18 protein-coding genes and 1 other RNA gene are annotated in these 17,482 nt (G+C 66.8%); 12 read left to right on the top strand and 7 right to left on the bottom strand.

What is annotated here, in order from left to right; genetic code table 11:
- Positions 1-85: 85 nt before the first annotated feature.
- The 4 genes from ACQ5J0_RS09910 (at position 86) to ACQ5J0_RS09895 (ending at position 4,136) form a co-directional block, all read left to right on the top strand.
- Entirely contained in the window at positions 86-1,324 is a 1,239-nt protein-coding gene (locus ACQ5J0_RS09910; protein WP_462567316.1) for a hydrolase, read from the top strand.
- Positions 1,321-2,337 carry an arginine N-succinyltransferase gene (locus ACQ5J0_RS09905; protein WP_462567315.1) on the top strand — a complete coding sequence of 339 codons (1,017 nt, stop codon included), beginning with the start codon at positions 1,321-1,323 and terminating at the stop codon, positions 2,335-2,337. Before ACQ5J0_RS09910 ends, ACQ5J0_RS09905 begins: the two co-directional genes overlap by 4 nt.
- Positions 2,338-2,443: 106 nt before the next feature.
- Positions 2,444-3,694 carry an N-succinylarginine dihydrolase gene (locus ACQ5J0_RS09900; protein ID WP_462567314.1) on the top strand — a complete coding sequence of 417 codons (1,251 nt, stop codon included), beginning with the start codon at positions 2,444-2,446 and terminating at the stop codon, positions 3,692-3,694.
- 202 nt (positions 3,695-3,896) lie between these two features.
- The gene (locus ACQ5J0_RS09895; protein WP_462567313.1) at positions 3,897-4,136 is read left to right on the top strand and encodes a hypothetical protein; all 240 of its coding nucleotides are present in this window, start codon (positions 3,897-3,899) and stop codon (positions 4,134-4,136) included.
- 72 nt (positions 4,137-4,208) lie between these two features.
- Here ACQ5J0_RS09895 and ssrA read toward each other — a convergent pair.
- Together ssrA and mscL are read right to left on the bottom strand one after the other, a co-directional pair.
- Positions 4,209-4,550: a transfer-messenger RNA gene (ssrA, locus tag ACQ5J0_RS09890) on the bottom strand.
- Positions 4,537-5,037: a large conductance mechanosensitive channel protein MscL gene (mscL, locus tag ACQ5J0_RS09885; protein ID WP_462567312.1), complete on the bottom strand. Its 501-nt coding sequence runs from the start codon at positions 5,035-5,037 to the stop codon at positions 4,537-4,539. Before mscL ends, ssrA begins: the two co-directional genes overlap by 14 nt.
- A 147-nt stretch (positions 5,038-5,184) precedes the next feature.
- On the opposite strand from mscL, the gene ACQ5J0_RS09880 reads away from it, so the two are divergent.
- The 5 genes from ACQ5J0_RS09880 to ACQ5J0_RS09860 all read left to right on the top strand — a co-directional run bounded on the left by ACQ5J0_RS09880 (position 5,185) and on the right by ACQ5J0_RS09860 (position 8,813).
- Complete coding sequence (locus tag ACQ5J0_RS09880) at positions 5,185-5,826, top strand: LemA family protein (RefSeq protein WP_462567311.1); 642 nt, start codon at positions 5,185-5,187, stop codon at positions 5,824-5,826.
- A gap of 20 nt (positions 5,827-5,846) precedes the next feature.
- Positions 5,847-6,686, top strand: coding sequence for a TPM domain-containing protein (locus ACQ5J0_RS09875; RefSeq protein ID WP_462567310.1), 840 nt, complete (start codon positions 5,847-5,849; stop codon positions 6,684-6,686).
- Positions 6,687-7,361 carry a TPM domain-containing protein gene (locus tag ACQ5J0_RS09870; RefSeq protein WP_462567309.1) on the top strand — a complete coding sequence of 225 codons (675 nt, stop codon included), beginning with the start codon at positions 6,687-6,689 and terminating at the stop codon, positions 7,359-7,361.
- A gap of 115 nt (positions 7,362-7,476) precedes the next feature.
- Positions 7,477-8,022, top strand: a complete 546-nt coding sequence (locus ACQ5J0_RS09865; protein ID WP_462567308.1) for an NUDIX hydrolase — start codon at positions 7,477-7,479, stop codon at positions 8,020-8,022.
- The gene (locus ACQ5J0_RS09860) at positions 8,019-8,813 is read left to right on the top strand and encodes an SDR family oxidoreductase (RefSeq protein ID WP_462567307.1); all 795 of its coding nucleotides are present in this window, start codon (positions 8,019-8,021) and stop codon (positions 8,811-8,813) included. The genes ACQ5J0_RS09865 and ACQ5J0_RS09860 overlap by 4 nt, the downstream gene beginning before the upstream one ends.
- A 36-nt stretch (positions 8,814-8,849) precedes the next feature.
- On the opposite strand, the gene ACQ5J0_RS09855 is transcribed toward ACQ5J0_RS09860, so the two are convergent.
- Genes ACQ5J0_RS09855 through ACQ5J0_RS09845 form a run of 3 tightly spaced genes read right to left on the bottom strand, consistent with a single transcriptional unit; the run spans position 8,850 to position 9,332 of the window.
- Positions 8,850-9,065: a PspC domain-containing protein gene (locus ACQ5J0_RS09855; protein ID WP_462567306.1), complete on the bottom strand. Its 216-nt coding sequence runs from the start codon at positions 9,063-9,065 to the stop codon at positions 8,850-8,852.
- Complete coding sequence (locus ACQ5J0_RS09850) at positions 9,062-9,175, bottom strand: recombination protein F (RefSeq protein WP_462567305.1); 114 nt, start codon at positions 9,173-9,175, stop codon at positions 9,062-9,064. The genes ACQ5J0_RS09855 and ACQ5J0_RS09850 overlap by 4 nt, the downstream gene beginning before the upstream one ends.
- 43 nt (positions 9,176-9,218) lie before the next feature.
- Positions 9,219-9,332, bottom strand: a complete 114-nt coding sequence (locus ACQ5J0_RS09845; RefSeq protein WP_462567304.1) for an enoyl-CoA hydratase — start codon at positions 9,330-9,332, stop codon at positions 9,219-9,221.
- Between the two features lie 226 nt (positions 9,333-9,558).
- Between ACQ5J0_RS09845 and recF the strand changes: the two genes are divergently transcribed.
- Entirely contained in the window at positions 9,559-10,638 is a 1,080-nt protein-coding gene (gene recF, locus ACQ5J0_RS09840; protein WP_462567303.1) for a DNA replication/repair protein RecF, read from the top strand.
- Between the two features lie 13 nt (positions 10,639-10,651).
- On the opposite strand, the gene ACQ5J0_RS09835 is transcribed toward recF, so the two are convergent.
- Positions 10,652-11,353 carry an arylesterase gene (locus ACQ5J0_RS09835; RefSeq protein WP_462567302.1) on the bottom strand — a complete coding sequence of 234 codons (702 nt, stop codon included), beginning with the start codon at positions 11,351-11,353 and terminating at the stop codon, positions 10,652-10,654.
- A gap of 47 nt (positions 11,354-11,400) precedes the next feature.
- On the opposite strand from ACQ5J0_RS09835, the gene ACQ5J0_RS09830 reads away from it, so the two are divergent.
- Both ACQ5J0_RS09830 and ACQ5J0_RS09825 read left to right on the top strand, forming a co-directional pair.
- Positions 11,401-12,117, top strand: coding sequence for an ABC transporter ATP-binding protein (locus ACQ5J0_RS09830; protein WP_462567301.1), 717 nt, complete (start codon positions 11,401-11,403; stop codon positions 12,115-12,117).
- Entirely contained in the window at positions 12,114-14,621 is a 2,508-nt protein-coding gene (locus ACQ5J0_RS09825; RefSeq protein ID WP_462567300.1) for an ABC transporter permease, read from the top strand. Before ACQ5J0_RS09830 ends, ACQ5J0_RS09825 begins: the two co-directional genes overlap by 4 nt.
- A 123-nt stretch (positions 14,622-14,744) precedes the next feature.
- Here ACQ5J0_RS09825 and ACQ5J0_RS09820 read toward each other — a convergent pair whose 3' ends face one another.
- Entirely contained in the window at positions 14,745-17,387 is a 2,643-nt protein-coding gene (locus tag ACQ5J0_RS09820) for a TonB-dependent receptor (protein ID WP_462567299.1), read from the bottom strand.
- Positions 17,388-17,482: the final 95 nt, after the last annotated feature.

Raw genomic sequence — 17,482 nt, 5'->3', positions numbered from 1 at the left:
TATGGCGGGCCGTCCTCTGGTTGGCAAGCCGGGGACGAGCGGGCGGGGTTGGACATGGCGCGCCTGCGGGTTAAGGGCTCCGCCGATGACACTGGATACTCCCACCAAGGAAATACTCGCCCGGATCGATGGCGAGGCGATGCTCGAACAGGTGCTCGACTGGGCCGCCGTCAACAGCGGCACCGCCAATCTCGCCGGCCTGGCAACGATGGCCGAGAAACTGGGAGCCGCGTTTGCGACGCTTCCCGGCGAAGTCGAGCTGGTCGAACCCGCCGCGGTCACCGCGATCGCGGCGGACGGCAGCGAATTCGCCAAGCCGCACGGGCACCACATGGTGCTGCGCGTGCGGCCCGAAGCGGCGCGGCGCGTGGTGCTGACCGGCCATATGGACACGGTCTTCCCCGTCGATCACGGCTTCCAGTCGGTCGCATGGCTCGACGACGAGACGATCAACGGCCCCGGCACCGCCGACATGAAAGGCGGGCTTTGCGTCCTGCTCCACGCGCTGCAGGCCTTCGAGCAGAGCGCAGGCGCCGAACAGCTCGGCTACGACGTGATGATCAATTCCGACGAGGAGACCGGCAGCCTCGCCAGCCGCGGGCTGATCGAAGAGCTCGCGCAAGGCAAATACGCCGCGCTGACCTACGAGCCCTCCGCCCTGCCCGATGGCACGCTCGCGCATGCGCGCGGCGGCACGGGCAATTATTCGATCACCGTTCGCGGCCGCTCGGCGCATGCCGGGCGCAATCCGCAGGACGGGCGCAACGCCATCGTCGCGGCCTCCGACCTGGTCTTGCGCGTCGCGGCGCTGGCGGGCGAGGACATCACCGTCAACCCGGCGAAGATCGAGGGCGGCGCGGCCAACAATGTCGTCCCCGATCTCGCTATCTTACGCTTCAACATCCGCCCCAAGACGACCCAGGCGATGGAGCGCTTCGATGGCGAACTCGACGCGGTCCTGCGCGCGGTGGAAGCCGAGCACGAAGTCTCGACTTCGCGCCATGGCGGCGTTACCCGTCCGCCCAAGCCGGTCGATGCCCGCGCGCAGAAGCTGTTCGATCTGGTCCGCTCCTGCGGCGCGCAGCTCGGCCGCGAGATCGGCTGGCAGCCCACCGGCGGGGTCTGCGACGGCAACAACATCGCCGCCTGCGGTGTCCCCGTGGTCGACACCATGGGGGTGCGCGGCGGCAAGATCCATTCGCCCGAGGAATTCATGATTGTGCCCTCGCTGGTCGAACGCGCCGCGCTGTCCGCGCTGGTGCTCGAACGGCTGGCCGCGGGCGATCCGCTGGCCGATGCCGTGTCTGCAGGAGACCGCTCGTGAGCTTCCGCCTGCGCGCCGCGCGGCTCGAGGATATCGAACCGCTCTACGAAATGGCCAAGCTGACCGGGGGCGGGTTCACCAATCTGCCCGCCGACCGCAAATCGCTGACGGGCAAGCTGGAACGCGCCGCCGCCGCCTTCGCGCGCGACGACGACCGGCTGGGCGACGACCAGTTCGTGCTGGTGCTCGAAAACACCGAGACCGGCCAGGTGCGCGGCACCTGCCAGCTGTTCAGCCAGGTCGGGCAGCAATGGCCGTTTTATTCCTACCGGATGACCACGCTGACGCAGCATTCGCAGGAACTCGACCGCACGGTGCGCGCCGAGCTGCTTGGCCTGACCACCGATCTCGAAGGCTCGAGCGAGGTCGGCGGGCTGTTCCTTCACCCGCTCGAACGCGCCGGCGGGCTCGGCCTGCTGCTGGCGCGCAGCCGCTATCTGTTCATTGCCATGCACCGGCTGCGCTTCGCCGACCGGGTGATCGCCGAATTGCGCGGGATCATCGACGATGCCGGCGGATCGCCCTTCTGGGACGGGGTCGCGGGCCGGTTCTTCGGGATGAGCTTCCAGGAAGCCGACTACTTCAACGCCATCAACGGCAACCAGTTCATCGCCGATCTGATGCCCAAGCACCCGGTCTATGTCGCCATGCTCGACGAGGAAGCGCGCAAGGTCATCGGCCTCCCCCACCCCACCGGGCGCGCGGCGATGCGGATGCTCGAGCAGGAGGGCTTTGCCTATGAAGGCTATGTCGACATTTTCGACGGCGGCCCCACGATGTCGGCGCGCACCGACCGGGTGAACAGCGTGCGCGACTCGCGCCCCGGCCGCGTCAGCGCGACCGATCTGGACATCGGCAAGCGCGCGCTGGTCGCCACCGGAACGCTCGAGAGCTTCCGCTGCGCCTACGGCCAGTGCGACGTGGCCGAGGACGGAAGCATGGCGATAGACGAAGCCTGCGCACTGACGCTCGACGTCGTCGCTGGCGACGAGGTTTGGAGCGTAGCGCGGTGATGGAACTGGTTCGCGTCATCCCAGCGGAAGCTGGGAACTCTTTCCACGGGGTCGAAGCTTGCGGAACGAGGCCCCGGATCAAGTCCGGGGCGACGAGGCTCATGCGATGAGCCTCGTCGAAATCAATTTCGACGGCATCGTCGGACCAAGCCACAATTACGCCGGGCTCAGCCTGGGCAATATCGCGAGCGCCAGCCACAAGGGCCAGCCCTCCTATCCGCGCGCCGCGGCGCTGCAGGGCGTGGCCAAGATGCGCGCCAACATGGAACTGGGTCTGCCGCAGGGCTTCCTGCTGCCGCTGCCTCGCCCCAATTTCGGGCTGATGCGCGATCTCGCGCTCGACGCCTCGAGCGAGCCCGCGCTGGTGGCGGCCGCCTGGTCGGCAAGCTCGATGTGGACCGCCAACGCCGCCACCGTCAGCCCCGCCCCCGACACCGCCGACGCGCGCTGCCACCTGACCCCGGCCAATCTGGTGACCATGCTCCACCGCGGTCAGGAATGGCGCGACACGAAGCGCCAGCTGGCGATAGCCTTCGCCGATCCGCGCCATTTCGCGGTGCACGACGCGGTCCCCGCTAGCTTCGGCGACGAGGGCGCGGCCAACCACATGCGGCTGTGCGAGAACCATACCGAGGCCGGCGTCGAGGTCTTCGTCTATGGCCAGCAGGGCGGCCGCTTCCCCGCGCGCCAGCACGAGCAGGCCAGCCGCGCGGTCGCTCGCAAGCACGGGCTCGACCCCGCGCGCTGCGTGTTCGTCGAACAGAACCCCGAAGCCATCGCAGCGGGTGCGTTCCACAACGATGTCGTGGCGGTGGCGAACGAGCGCGTCCTGTTCACCCATGCGCGCGCCTTCGCCGACCAGCAGGGCGCCTACGAGGCGATCCGTGCCGTCTTCCCCGCGCTCGAGGTGGTCGAAGTGCCAGAAGAAGCGGTGAGCCTGGAAGAGGCAATCCGCACTTATCTGTTCAATGCGCAATTGCTCACGCTGCAGCACGGCGAAATGGCGCTGGTGGTGCCGAACGAATGTCAGGAGAGCGCTTCGGTCTGGGCGTGGTGCGAGCGGATGCTCGCGGGCAACGGACCGATCCGCCGGGTCATCCCCGTCGATGTTCGCCAGTCGATGGCCAATGGCGGCGGGCCGGCTTGTTTGCGGCTGCGCGTGGTCGCCGATCCCGCGACGGTGGATCCCCGCTTCCTGCTGGACGAGGGTCGGATCGAGCGGGCGGAATCCGTCATCGCCGAGATGTGGCCCGAGCAGATCGACCCCGTCGATATCGGTAGCGAAGCGCTTGCCAAGACCGTGATCGAGGCGCGCGAGGCGCTGCTCGGCGTTCTGGCACTCGACGAACTGGCCTGACCTGACCCGCGCCGGCCTGACCCGCGCCGGCCTGACCCGCAACGGGACAGGCACCTAGCTTTGCGGGATAGCGGCTCCTCCATGCTGGACTCAGCCTGTCGGCGCGCCTTACAACCGGCCCATCGATTAACCATCGGGAACGGCTCGCCAGCGAGGATGGCATGGTGCTTGCGTTCCGGGTGGTTAAGCCAAGGGAGTTCGCGTGCTGCGCCGGATCAAGAGACTGTTTGTGATCAAGACGCGCTTCGAGGCGTATCTGATCATTTTCGCGCTGGCGCTGGGCGCGATGACCCGGGGCGTCCGCTACACGCTCGAATATCCCGGGGTCGGCGGCTACCTGCTATGGGCCGCGACGGCGGGCGCGGTGTTTCTGGGCGGTGCCAAGATTCTCGACGCGATCCGCTACGAACGTGATGCCAAAGCGAATGCGGAGGCCGAATAGGACTACCGGCAGCGCAAGATTTTCGACTGAAGAGAAGGTGGGGGTTTCTGTTGCTAGCTACCCCCGGAGCCCCGGAATCCGTTCTGTTGCCCGGTCGGTCCAACCGCGCTTTGGCTTTGTAAAGTCAGGCCGTTAGGCCATCAAATTACGCCGCAAGAGCGAGTGCTTCATTGTCATTGGCACTTATGGTTTTGAGCCTTGAACGGGTTACTCAGCCCGAGCAAAAACTGCGCTTTTCAACACACGTCGATCCTAGTTCGGCCCCAGCATCAAAGGCGGTTTCTCGCCGCTGGTGGTGGAGCCGCCGGGTACTGCCCCCGGGTCCGTTGTGCCTATTGTACGCAGCACTTTATCGCCATAGTCGGCCGAAACCGACCCGCCCTATATAGCGATCCGAAGCTTAATGTGAAGTGGACGAAGGATCGGGTGGCGTCGCGGGCTCGCGCTTGAGCTCCGCGAGGATCTTCTTGAGCACGTCGAGCTGCGGATCGGTGGGCACTTCGGGGTTCTGCGAGCTGTCCTCGGTCGCCGCCTGCTTGCGCTGCATTTCCTCCGTCACCCGGTTGACGCTGCGCACCAGCACGAACAGCGCCATCGCGACGATCAGGAAATTGATCAGCGCGGTCAGCAGCGCGCCATAGCCGATCATCGCCACGCCCGCTTCCTTGAGCTGCTCGTAATTGTCGATCGCGCCCTCGTACCCTTCCGGAATCTCCCCCAGCAGCAGGAACCAGTTCGAGAAGTCGATGTCGCCGAAGAACCAGCCGATCAGCGGCATCAGCACGCCCTGCGTCAATTGCGTGACGATCCCGCTGAAGGCGGCGCCGATGACCACGCCAACCGCCAGATCGATGACATTCCCGCGGGCGATGAACTTCTTGAACTCGGATGCCAGTTTCATGGTGTCGCCCCCTGCTTGACGTATCGTTGCGCCTCCCTGCCACGAGGAGGATTCCGCCTCAAGCCTTGCGGAAACGACCCGCTTCCGCTTGAAAGAAAGCGCGACCGTGCTATCTGGGTAAGACAGTTTTCCACCGAGGGGTATGTCATGAATCGCTTCGCAGCCATCCGCACCGCAACCCGGGCGATCGGCATCGCCGCCATGGCGCTGACGCTGTCCGCCTGCGGGATCAATTCGGTCCCCGCCGCTGAAGAAAACGCCAAGGCCAAATGGGCCGATGTCGAGGCGCAGTTCCAGCGCCGCGCCAACCTCATCCCCAACCTCCAGCAAGTCGTGCTCTCCTCCGCCGAGCAGGAGCGCGAGACGCTCCAGGGCGTGATCGAGGCGCGCGCTGCAGCCACTCGCCCCGAAATCCAGATCGATGGCGACGATCTCAGCAATCCGGAAGCGATGCAGCAGTATCAGCAGGCGCAGAGCCAGCTTGGCGGCGCGCTGTCGCGGCTGCTTGTCTCGGTCGAACGCTATCCCGAATTACGCAGCCAGGAGAATTTCGGCCGGCTGATGGTCCAGCTCGAAGGCGCGGAAAACCGCATCTCGACCTCGATCCGCGACTACAACGAGGCGGTTCGCCAGTACAACACCACCATCCGCACCTTCCCGGACACGATCGGCGCCAACATCATCCACGGCGCCGAGCCGATGGTCCCCTACGAGGCCGCCACCGAAGGAGCCGAAGTCGCGCCCGAGCTCGACATGGGTCGCAGCGACGCCGCCCCGGCTGCAAACTGAGCGGGGCTGACAGCGCCGGAATGGCTCAACCGATCGGTCTGCTTCGTCGTTTTCTCGTCCTGCTGGCCGCGCTTGCGCTGGCTCCTGCGGCCTATGCGCAGGAGTTCCCCGAGCGCGGCACGGCGCCCGTGGTCGATGCCGCGAACATCATCGACGAGGCGACCGAAGCGCAGCTGACGCAGCGGCTCGACCAGTTCGAGGAGCAGAACCAGCGTCAGTTCGTCATCGCCACTGTTCCCGATCTGCAGGGCTACGATATCGCCGATTACGGCTATCGCCTCGGGCGTGAATGGGGGATCGGCGATGCCGAGCGCGACGATGGCGTGCTGCTGATCGTTGCACCCAACGAGCGGCTGATGCGGATCGAGGTCGGCTATGGGCTCGAAGGCATCCTGCCCGACGGCCTCGCCTTTGAATATATCGAGGAAATGAAGGACTATTTCCGCGACGGCCAATTCTCCGCCGGGATTGCGCAAGGTGCCGAGCGGATCATAAACCAGCTCGAACTGCCACCAGAAGAGGCGGCGGCGATCGCCGAGCAGGCCACGCAGGAGCGGGCAAGTGCAGGCGAAGGCGGCTTCCCGATCGGAGCGCTAATCTGGCTGGGCTTCATCCTGTTCTTCTTCGTGCTGCCGATGTTCGGTCGGCGCGGAAAGCGGCGCTTTCGCGGCGGCGGCGCGGGCGGTTTCGCGCGCGACATCATCCTCTGGGAAGTCGGCAAGGCGGTCGTCGGCGGTCTAACCGACAGCGACGGGGGCGGCTTTGGCGTTGGCGGCTTCGGCGGGGGAGGCGGCGGTTTCGGCGGCTTTTCCGGCGGCGGCGGCAGTTTCGGGGGCGGCGGCGCCTCCGGGGGGTGGTAGATGGCCTATTTGACGCAAGATCAGCACGCGATTGTCACCGACGCGGTCGCCAGGGCCGAGAGCATGACCAGCGGCGAGATCGTCACTGTCCTCGCCGATCGCTCGGATGGCTACACCGATGTCGTGCTGATGTGGTCCGCCGGGATCGCCTTCACCGCGATGAGCCTGTTCGCCATCCTGCCCAAGCCCTTCCTCGATCTGTGGGATTCGCTGATCGGCGGCTGGACGCATGAATGGACCGATGGCGAGATTGCCACGATGACGATCATGCTGGGGCTGATCGCCTTCGTCGTGACCTGGCTGCTGCTGTCGTGGGACGCGCTCAAATTCCGCGTCGTCCCCGGCCCGGTCAAGACCGCGCGCGTCCACGACCGCGCGATCTCCCATTTCAAGGTCGGCGCAGAACGCCGCACCCATGGCCGCACCGGGGTGCTGATCTATCTCTCGATGCAGGAACACCGCGCCGAGATCGTGGCCGACCGGCCGATCGCCGAGCAGGTGTCCGCCGATGTCTGGGGCGAGGCGATGGCCGACATGCTGACCGACATCAAGCGCGGCTGCGTGGCCGAGGGAATGGCCGCCGGGGTCCGCGATGTCGGGCAGGTGCTGGCCGAGCACTTCCCGCGCACCGCGGACGATGTCAACGAACTGCCCGACCGGCTGATCGAGGTTTGATCGGGGAGGCGCGCTTGCTCCCCTCCCCTTGGGGAGGGGCCGGGGGTGGGGGTTCGACGCCAACGGCCTGGGCACACCCATCCCCAACCCCTTCCCTCAAGGGAGGGGGCTTAAAATGACCGCCGACCGCGATGCGCCCGAAGAGATCGTCTGGCAGGGCAAATACGTCGTCGCCAAGACCCGCGGGCGCTGGGAATACGTCGGCCGTACGCGGAACATCCGCGCCGCGGTGATCCTCGCGCTGATCGAAGACGACGTGATCCTGATCGAGCAGTACCGCGTCCCCATGGGGCGCAATTGCATCGAACTGCCCGCCGGGCTGATCGGCGACGAAGACGGAGGCGAGGACGAGGACGATCTGGCCGCCGCCGGACGTGAACTGGAGGAGGAGACCGGCTATCGCGCCGGCAGGCTCGAGGATTGCGGGAGCTATCATTCGTCACCCGGCATGGTGAGCGAGAGCTTCACCCTCGTGCGCGCGACGCAATTGCAGCAGGTCGGCCCGGGCGGCGGGACCGAAAGCGAGGACATCGCGGTCCACCGGGTCCCCCGTGCGGAGCTGGCTTCGTTTCTCGAGCGCAAGCGCGGCGAAGGTTGCGGCGTGGATGTCCGCCTGCTCTTGCTGCTGGGACAGGACATCCTATCGGGAGAGACAAAATGACCATGACCAAGGGCAATCGCTGCGCGGGCAAGCTGGCGCTGGTGACCGGTGCGGCGCAGGGGCTCGGCCGCGCGCATGCGACCAGGCTGGCCGAGGAAGGCGCGCGGGTGATGTGCACCGACGTCAACGGCGAAGGCGCGCAGGAGACCGCGACGCTGATCAATGCGCAGCTGGGTGCCGGCACCGCCTTCGGCGTGGCCCATGACGTCACCGATCCCGAAGCCTGGGAAGCTGCAGTCCAAGCCGCGCGCGACCATCTCGGTGGCCTCAGCGTGCTGGTCAACAACGCCGGGATCGGCGTGGGCGGCAATATCGAGACCTGCGACTTCGACGATTGGAAGCGCTGCTTCTCGGTCAATGTCGATTCGATCTTCCACGGCTGCCAGAAAGCCCTGCCGCTGATGCGCGAGCATGCGCCCGGCTCGATCGTCAACATTTCCAGCATCGCCGGGCTGATCGCCAGCGACACCATGCCGGCCTACAATTCCTCCAAGGCGGCGGTGTGGATGCTGTCGAAGTCGATCGCGCTGCATTGCGCCAAGAACCGGATGAACATCCGCTGCAATTCGGTCCATCCCACCTTCGTCGACACCCCGATCCTCGACGGGACCGCGCGGCATCACAATATCGACAAGGCGGTCCTGCTGGAAAAGTTGGCGCGCCAGATCCCCCTCAAGACGGTGGGCGAACCCAATGATATCGCAAATGCGGTGGTCTATCTCGCCAGCGACGAGAGCAAGTTCATGACCGGCGCGGAGCTCAAGCTCGACGGCGGCATCTCGGCCATGTGAACTGACATGCGAGAGGCGCGGATCGCTCCGCGCCTCTCAATCCGCGATCAGGCCGATCGCGAGGTAGATCAGGATCGGGCTGCCGAAGCCTACCAGAGTGGCGATCACGAAGCCCGCCCGCACCAGCGTGGTGTCGATCCCGAAGTAGTTGGCGATCCCGGCGCAGACCCCCATGAGCTTGCCGCGCTGGCGGTCCAGTCGAAAGCTCTTCGACGGCGGACCGCCCGGGGCGGAGTGGCGCAGATCGCTCATGCGATCAGACCACCGGGCGAGGCGGGGACGATGGCCATGGCCAGAAAGGCCCCCGAGATAACCAGCGAAAAGCCGGCGGCGAAAAGCTTGCTGCTGAAGAGATTGGACATGATTTCCTTCCTGTTCGAATGAGAGTTAAGCGCGGCGCGCGGATCAGGCGATGAAGCCGGTCGGGCTGGCGGGGACGATCGCGGTAGCCATGACGATGGCCGAAATGGCGAGTGCGGCGATGGCGGCGAAGGCGTTGTTGATGGTGCTGAACGACATGGTGTTGGTCCTTTTGTTTCCCTGAACCCCGGCCCTTCCGGGGACATCAGGTAGTTTGCAACCCCCGTGCCAAACTAGGAGAATGGCGGAATTCAGCCATTGTTCGGCCGTCGCCAGCTGAACCAGGCATTCATCGACCCGAAAGGTTGGTGAATTTTCCCAACAATTCGAAATCGCGTTTCGCGCTGGCCTCGCTCCGGGCGCGCGGGTAACGCTCGCCGGGCTTATGGCGCTCGACCGCATCTCGCTTTCCGACTTCCGCAACCACGCCCAAACCACGCTTGAAGGCACTGCGCGGATGAACCTGCTCGTCGGTGCCAATGGCGCGGGCAAGACCAATGTGCTCGAGGCGCTGTCGCTGCTCGCGCCGGGTCGCGGGATGCGCCGCGCGGCGCTGGTCGACATGGTGCGCGGCGGGGCGGTCGATGGCTTCGCGGTCGGCGCGAGCCTGATCGGCGCCGAGGAGCCGGTGCGGCTGGGCACCTACACCCAGGGCGCGCAGCCCGGGCGGCGTCGGGTAAGGATCAACGGCGCCGAAAGCTCTGCGGTGGCGCTGGGCGAATGGCTGGCGATCGGCTGGCTGACCCCGGCGATGGACGGGCTGTTCACCGGCGCGGCGCAGGACCGGCGGCGCTATCTCGACCGGCTGGCGCTGGCGATCGATCCGGTCCACGCGCGCCATGCGGGGCGCTACGAAGCGGCCTTGCGCGAACGCAACCGCCTGCTGTCCGACGACCGAGAGCCCGACCCCAGCTGGCTCGATGCGATCGAGACACAGCTAGCCGAGCACGGCACCGCGCTGAGCGAAGGCCGCGCGCGGCTCATCGATGCGCTGATGGCCGAAATCGTAACCCAGCCCGAAGCGCCCTTCCCCCGGCCTGCGCTCAGCTACGCGCCGGGCGGACCGCTCGGCTACGAGGGCCTCTCGCAGGCGTTCCACGACAACCGCCGCCGCGACCGCGCCGCGCAGCGCACGCTCGACGGGCCGCATCGCGACGATCTCGAGGTGCTCTACGCCGCCCGGCGCATGCCCGCGGCGCAATGCTCGACCGGCGAGCAGAAGGCGCTGCTGCTGGCGATCACCATCGCGCATGCCGCGCTCTCGGCGAAGGGACGCGCGTCGCTGCTGCTGCTCGACGAGGTCGCGGCGCATCTTGATCCCGACCGGCGCGCGGCGCTTTTCGAGCGGCTGCGCGCGGGCGGGGCGCAGGTCTGGATCACCGGAACCGAGCTCGCGCCCTTCGAGGCGATCGCCGACGAGGCTGCGGTCTGGACCGTCGCCGGGGGCAGCGCGCAGCGCCGCTAGACCGGCGCCGACCCTAATCCGCCGCGGGCAGCGCCGCCTGCACGTCGTCGAGTGTATCGGCCACCAGCGCCTCGATCCCGGGCGCGGTCGGGTGGATCCGGTCGGACTGGAACAGCGCGGGATCCTGGTAGATGCTCTCGAGCCAGAAGGGCACCAGTTGCGCGTCATATTCCTCCGCCAGCTCGGCATAGAGCGCGTCGAAGCTCTGCTGGAACTCTGGCCCGTAATTGGGCGGCGCGCGCATTCCCATGATCAGCACCGGGATGTCGCGGTTGCGCAATTCGCCCAGCATCGCCTCGAAATTGGTGCGGGTTTCCTCGGGCGAGAGCCCGCGGATGAGATCGTTTCCGCCCAGTTCGAGCAGCACGAGGTCGGGCGGGGTTTCCAGCGCATCGAGCGTGAACGCCAGCCGCTGGCGCCCGGCGGCGCTGGTATCGCCCGAAACGCCGGCATCGATCACCCGCGCGTTCACCCCGGCGCCGCGCAGCGCGGCCTCCAGCCGCTCCGGATAGCCCTCCTGCTCGGCGAGGCCATAGCCCGCGAACAGGCTGTTGCCGAAAGCGAGGATGCGCCGTTCCTCGCCGGTCACCGCGATATCCGCCGCGGGCGCTGCGACGCTCGTCTCCTCGCTCGCGGCTGGCACCTCGCCCGCTTCGCCCGAACAGGCGGCCAGCGCCAGCGCGGCGCATCCGATAGACCAATTGCGTATCTGCATCGTCGAGCTTCCTTGTGTGGCCCCCTTCCCTATGGCATCGCTGCAATGTGACAAACCCCTCTCCGACCATCCTCGCCCAGAACCTCACCCTCACGCTCGGCACCGAACAGGCGCCGGTCGAGATCCTGCGCGGGATCGACCTGCGGATCGAGCGCGGCGAGACGGTCGCGCTGCTCGGTCCGTCGGGTTCGGGCAAGAGCTCGCTGATGGCGGTGCTGTCGGGGCTCGAGCGCGCCAGCGGCGGCACGCTCAGCGTCGCGGACGAGAATTTCGCAGCGCTGAGCGAGGATGGTCTCGCGCATGCCCGCCGCGGACGGATCGGCATCGTGCTCCAGGCCTTCCATCTCCTCCCGACCATGACCGCGCTGGAAAACGTCGCCACGCCGATGGAACTGGCCGGCGAGGGCGACGCCCAGCCCCGTGCCCGCGCCGAACTCGAAGCGGTCGGGCTCGGTCACCGTCTCGACCACTACCCCCAGCAATTGTCCGGCGGCGAACAGCAACGCGTCGCGATCGCGCGCGCCACCGCGGCGCGCCCCGCGTTGATCTTCGCCGACGAACCCACCGGCAATCTCGACGCCGCAACGGGTCACGAGATCGTCGACCTGCTCTTCGCGCGCCGCGCCGAAACCGGAGCCACGCTGCTGGTCATCACCCACGATCCCGAACTGGCCGAGAAATGCGAACGGGTGATCACCCTCGCCGACGGAAGGATCGCCACCGACACCAGGACTGCAATCGGCGGAGCGACCGCGCCCGCATGAGCCGGGCCATCGCCTGGCGCATCGCACGCCGCGATCTCAGCGCGCGCTTCCGCGGCTTGCGGCTGCTGCTGATCTGCCTCTTCCTTGGGACCGGCGCGCTCACCGCGATCGGTTCGCTGACCGCGGCGATCGAGCAGGAGATATCGTCGAGCGGGCAGACGCTGCTGGGCGGCGATCTCGAGATCGAATTGTGGCAGCGCGGCCTCAACCCCGAGGAAACCGCGGCGCTGGCCGAATATGGCGATCTGTCGCGCGGCTATCGCATGCAGGCGATGGCGCGGGCGGGCGAGCAGGCGGTCCCCGTCGGACTGAAGGCGGTCGACGCCGCCTATCCGCTCTATGGCGAGCTGACGCTGCAGGACGGGCGCTCGGTGGGCGCGCCGCCCGAGGACGAGATCTGGCTGGGCCAGGGTGCAGCCGACCGGCTCGGCATCACCACGGGGGACCCGGTCGCCATCGGCACCCAGACGCTCACAGTCGGCGGGATCATCGCCAACGAACCCGACAAGCTCAGCGAAGGCTTCCAGCTCGGCCCCACCGTGATCGCCGCCGAGGACCTGCCGGTCCGCGCCGGGCTGATCGCGCCGGGCTCGATGTACCAGACCAAGACCCGCGTCGCCTTCAGTGGCGGCCAGGACCCCGAGACGGTCGAGGAAACGCTCGAAACCCGCTTCCCCGAAGCCGGGTTCGACTTCCGCACCGCCGACCGCGCCTCGCCCGGTGCCGACCGCTTCGTCAGCCGGATGAGCGAATTCCTGACCCTCGTCGGGCTCGCGGCGCTGGTGATCGCCGGGATCGGCATTGGCGGCGGGGTGACCTCCTATCTCGACGCACGGCGTCAGGGAATCGCCACGCTCAAGATCCTCGGCGCGAGCAGCGGCGATATCGCACGGATCTACGCGCTGCAGATCTTCGCCGCGGCGATGGTGGGTAGCCTCGCGGGCATACTCGTCGGGATTGCGGTCACCCCGGTGCTGTCGCTCGCGCTGCAGGGGCTGCTGCCCGTGGATGGCGGGCTGGTGATCGACCCAGGGGCGATCCTGCTGGCGCTGGCCTATGGCCTGCTGGTCGCGCTGATCTTCGCTGCCCCGCCGCTGATGCGCGCGCGGCGCTTCCCGGCGATGGCGCTCATGCGCGCGCGCATCTCGCCATTGGGGGGAGACCGCAAGGCTGTCGGGATCGTCGCTGCGGGTCTGGTGGCGATCGTCGCGCTGGCGCTGCTGACCGCCAGCCGCCCCGAACTCTCCGCCATGTTCCTCGCCGGCGCCGCGGCCGCGCTCGGGCTGCTCGCGCTGCTGGCAATGGGGATCCGCCGCCTTGCCGCCGCGCTGCCGCGCCCGTCCAGCCCGATCGCGCGCAACGCGCTCGCCAATCTCCATCGCCCGGGCTCCAGCACCACCGCGCTGGTGACCGCGCTGGGTTTCGGCCTGGCCGCCTTCGTCCTGCTCGCTGCGGTGCAATCGGCGATCGACGGCAATATCGAACAGCGCGTGCCCGAGCAGGCGCCCGACTATTTCGTGCTCGACATCCCGCGCGACCAAGTGAGCGAATTCGAGCAGCTGGTCTGGGCCGAAGACGAACAGGCCGCGATCCGCGCGGTTCCGGCGCTGCGCGGGGCGGTGCTCGCCTTCGGGCCCGAGGGCGCGATGACCCGCACCGCCGAGCTCGAGGATCTCCCCGACGGCGCCTGGGCGCTGCGCGGCGAACGCGGGCTGACCTATGCCGACCGGATTCCAGACAACAATACCATCGTCGAGGGCCAGTGGTGGGGTCCGTTCTACAGCGGCGAACCGCTGGTCTCGGTCGATCAGGAACTGGCCGAGGCAGCCGGGCTCGAGATCGGGGACATGATAACCTTCGGTGTGCTCGGGGTCGAGCGAACCGCCCGGATCGCCAATCTGCGGCAGATCGAATGGGAGAGCCTGGGCTTCAACTACGTCTTCGTGCTGAGCCCCAATGCCATCCAGGATGCGCCGCACAATCTCGCCGCGACCATCGACCTGACCGAGGGCACCCCGACCGGACCGCTGCTGCAGGCGCTGGTGCGCGAGTTTCCATCGAGCTCGGTGATCGAGGTCGGCAATGTGCTCCAGCAGGCGCGCACGCTGCTCGAGCAGGTCGGATTGGCGACCCTCGCTGCCGCCGGTGTGGCAGTGCTGGCGGGGCTCGCCGTGCTGCTGGGCGCGATCGCCGCCGCGCGCGCGCAGCGCACCTACGACACGGTGATCCTGCGCGTGCTGGGCGCCGATCGCCGCCAGATCCTGACGATGCAGCTGGTCGAGTATCTCCTGCTTGCCGGCGCCCTGGCGCTGGTCGCGCTCGGGCTCGGCAGCCTGACCGCCTGGCTGGTAATCACCCAGCTGTTCGAGTTCGACTGGCTGCCCGACTGGGGCGCGGTGCTGGCGGTGCTGGGCCTCGGGATCGCGGTGGTGTTGCTGTTCGCGGTGCTGGGCTCGCTCCCGCTGCTGCGGGCCAAGCCCGCCCAGGCGCTGCGCACCCTGTAGGAGCGGTCCGGCAGGACAGACAGCTGCTCCCTTCGCAGCCGCCCCGGTTCTCCCTCGCTTGCACTGCAGACAAGAAAAAGGGGGCCGCGAAGCCCCCTTTTCCGTTTGTCGATGGCCTGCCGCTTAGAAGCGGAAGCGTCCGGTCACGCCGTAGGTGCGCGGTGCGTTCGGGTAGCCCGAAACCGTCCCGGCCTGCGCCACACCGTCGAACACCGCGGTGATGTAGCGCTCGTTGGTGAGGTTGCGGACATAGCCCGAGAGCTCGAAGCCATTGTCCATCACGAAAGCCAGCGAGGCGTTGACCTGGTTGATCTCGCGACGGAACTGACGCGCCACATCGACGCCAATCTGGTTCGTATCGAAGCCGGTCAGGCCATTGACGATCTGCGTGTTGCTCTCGTGGTAGAAGTCCACCCGTCCGATCAGCAGATTGCCGCTGTCGCCGAACTCGTGCGTGTAAGTGCCCGAAGTCGCGATCGTGAATTCCGGGATATCGGCCGGACGCTGGCCCGACAGATCGCCCAGCGTCGAATTGGTGAAGCTGTCGTAGACCGGATCGAGATAGGTCAGCGCGAAGGTGAACACCAGCGGATCGGCGGGCGACACGGTTGCGTCGAACTCGAAGCCCTTGGTCGACTGCTCTTCCGCGTTCGCAAGCGCGAAGCCGGTGCCGGTGAAGACGTTCGACTGGAAGTTCTCCAGCGTCTGGTCGAACAGCGCCAGGTTGAACCCGACCCGGTCGAACTGAGCCTTGAGGCCGAGTTCGTAGACCTTTGCTTCTTCCGGCAGAGCGAAACGCGTCCCGGTCGTGAGGTTGGGCACCGCCAGCCCGGCATCGCGGATCGGCGAGGACGGAGCGAGGATGGTGCTGCCGAACGGACCCGGAGTGAAGTCGCTCGGGAACGGACGGCTGTCGCGCGACAGATTGACCGAGCTCGCCTTGAAGCCCGTGGCATAGGTGAAATAGGCGTTGACGTTGTCGGTGATGTCGTAGGCGGCACGAAGCGTGTAGCTCCAGTCGTCGTCGCGGGTCTGGCCCGGCTCCACCGCATTGGGCACGCCCAAGAACGGCGGCAGGAACTGCAGCGGCTGCAGCGCGAGCAGCGGATTGGTCGCCGGATTGGTCGCCGCGGCGGCAATCGCACCGAAGGCTGCCGGATTGGCCTGCTGGAACTGACCGATGACCGTCGGGGTTACGGACCCCGGAGCGATCTGGAGAGCGTTGGCGATCTGACCCACGATCACCGCATCGACCACATTGGTGTTGGCCAGCGGATCGAGCGACTCCTGCCGAAGCGTGAAGTCCTTTTTGTCGTCGGTGTAGTTGAAGCCGCCGGTCAGCGTCAGCCGGTCGGTGACCTCGAAGTCGACCGTGCCGAAGATCGAGTAGCTCTCGTTGTCGAGCGTGAAGAACTCGCGGGTGCTGGGACCCTCGGCAAAAATCGACCCTGCGGGGAAGCCCAGCGCCGCCTCGACACCCGCCAGCGTCCCGGGAGTACCGCGACCGGCCAGCAGATCGAAGAACGGACGCGCCTGCGGACCGTTGGTCAGACCGCTGTTCTGCGTCACGTCTTCCTTGAAGTAGAAGCCGCCGAGCAGGAAGTTGAGCGGGCCGTCGAAGTCCGAGGTGACCCGCAGTTCCTGCGTGAAGGTGTCGATCGCCTGATCGCGGAATTCGGCGACCACGTCGGCGCTGGAGAAATCGACGTCCTGCTGGCTGAAGCTGCGCAGTTCGCGATAGGCGGTGATCGAGGTCAGCGACACCGAACCCAGATCGTAATCCGCCTGCAGCGAGCCGCCGTAGCTCTCGATCTCGTTGACCGGAAGCTGGTTGAGATAGGTGCGGTCGGAGAACACGTTCTCTGGCTCGATCTGGCCGCCCACGGCGAAGATCAGCGGAACCGTAGGCCCGGCGATGAGATTGCCGGCATAGCAGCACAGCTCGTCGATCTTGGAATAGTCGCCGATGGCGCGCAGACGGAGCGGACCGTTGTTGTCGAACAGCAGCTGACCGCGCACCGAGTAGCGGTCGCGCTCATTGATCTTCTCATCGAGATTGACGACATCGACATAACCGTCGCGCTTGTTGAGGTTGCCGTCGAGCGAAAAGGCGACGCTGTCGGTCAGCGGACCGGTGACATCGCCCTTGAGCACGATGTTGTTGTAATTGCCGTAGGTCGCCGAGACCGAACCGCCGAAGTCGAACTGCGGCTCGCGGGTGACGACCGAGATCACGCCGGCGCTGGCGTTCTTGCCGAACAGCGTCGACTGCGGGCCGCGCAGCACTTCGATACGCTGAACGTTGGCGATATCGTTGATCTGCGCCGCGGAGCGCGAGCGGAAGACGTTGTCGATGAACACGCCGACCGAAGGCTCGACACCGGCGTTGTTGGCGCCATTGCCGAAACCGCGGATGATGAAGGTGGTGTTGGCCGAGCTCTGCAGCTGGCTTACGCGGAGCGAGGGCGAGACCGTCTGCAAATCCTGCAGGTCGCGGATTTCGGCGCGCTCGAGCGTCTCGCCGGTGGTCACGCTGACCGAAACGGGAACTTCCTGCAGCGTCTGCTCGCGCTTGGTGGCGGTCACGACGATGACATTGGGGTTGGTTGCCGGAGCGACATCGGCGGTGTCGTTCGTCAGTTCGGAATCGTTGTCCTGGGTGCGGACCGGATCGTTCTCGACCACGTCCTGGGCGAACACGCTGGCAGGGGTCAAGGCAAAGGCAGCGGCGCCTACAAGCAGGCGCGCGGAAACGGAAATGTGCATGAAAGGTCCTCTTTGTGCGGGCTCTTCTCTTCAGCGAACCCGGCGTTGTGCGAACTCGACGCGCGTCTCTCCCGTGCGTCTCGCGGGTTGCATAG

This window comes from Qipengyuania sp. SM2512 (assembly GCF_054954005.1).
This window is presented reverse-complemented; position numbering and strand designations above follow the sequence as displayed.

Bases quoted from the DNA above. Each gene is read 5' to 3' on its own strand.
- ACQ5J0_RS09910 (WP_462567316.1), top strand. From the start codon at position 86: ATGACACTGGATACTCCCACCAAGGAAATACTCGCCCGGATCGATGGC.
- ACQ5J0_RS09900 (WP_462567314.1), top strand. From the start codon at position 2,444: ATGAGCCTCGTCGAAATCAATTTCGACGGCATCGTCGGACCAAGCCAC.
- mscL (WP_462567312.1), bottom strand. From the start codon at position 5,037: ATGAAACTGGCATCCGAGTTCAAGAAGTTCATCGCCCGCGGGAATGTC.
- ACQ5J0_RS09880 (WP_462567311.1), top strand. From the start codon at position 5,185: ATGAATCGCTTCGCAGCCATCCGCACCGCAACCCGGGCGATCGGCATC.
- ACQ5J0_RS09875 (WP_462567310.1), top strand. From the start codon at position 5,847: ATGGCTCAACCGATCGGTCTGCTTCGTCGTTTTCTCGTCCTGCTGGCC.
- ACQ5J0_RS09870 (WP_462567309.1), top strand. From the start codon at position 6,687: ATGGCCTATTTGACGCAAGATCAGCACGCGATTGTCACCGACGCGGTC.
- ACQ5J0_RS09865 (WP_462567308.1), top strand. From the start codon at position 7,477: ATGACCGCCGACCGCGATGCGCCCGAAGAGATCGTCTGGCAGGGCAAA.
- ACQ5J0_RS09860 (WP_462567307.1), top strand. From the start codon at position 8,019: ATGACCATGACCAAGGGCAATCGCTGCGCGGGCAAGCTGGCGCTGGTG.
- ACQ5J0_RS09855 (WP_462567306.1), bottom strand. From the start codon at position 9,065: ATGAGCGATCTGCGCCACTCCGCCCCGGGCGGTCCGCCGTCGAAGAGC.
- ACQ5J0_RS09850 (WP_462567305.1), bottom strand. From the start codon at position 9,175: ATGTCCAATCTCTTCAGCAGCAAGCTTTTCGCCGCCGGCTTTTCGCTG.
- ACQ5J0_RS09845 (WP_462567304.1), bottom strand. From the start codon at position 9,332: ATGTCGTTCAGCACCATCAACAACGCCTTCGCCGCCATCGCCGCACTC.
- recF (WP_462567303.1), top strand. From the start codon at position 9,559: ATGGCGCTCGACCGCATCTCGCTTTCCGACTTCCGCAACCACGCCCAA.
- ACQ5J0_RS09835 (WP_462567302.1), bottom strand. From the start codon at position 11,353: ATGCAGATACGCAATTGGTCTATCGGATGCGCCGCGCTGGCGCTGGCC.
- ACQ5J0_RS09825 (WP_462567300.1), top strand. From the start codon at position 12,114: ATGAGCCGGGCCATCGCCTGGCGCATCGCACGCCGCGATCTCAGCGCG.
- ACQ5J0_RS09820 (WP_462567299.1), bottom strand. From the start codon at position 17,387: ATGCACATTTCCGTTTCCGCGCGCCTGCTTGTAGGCGCCGCTGCCTTT.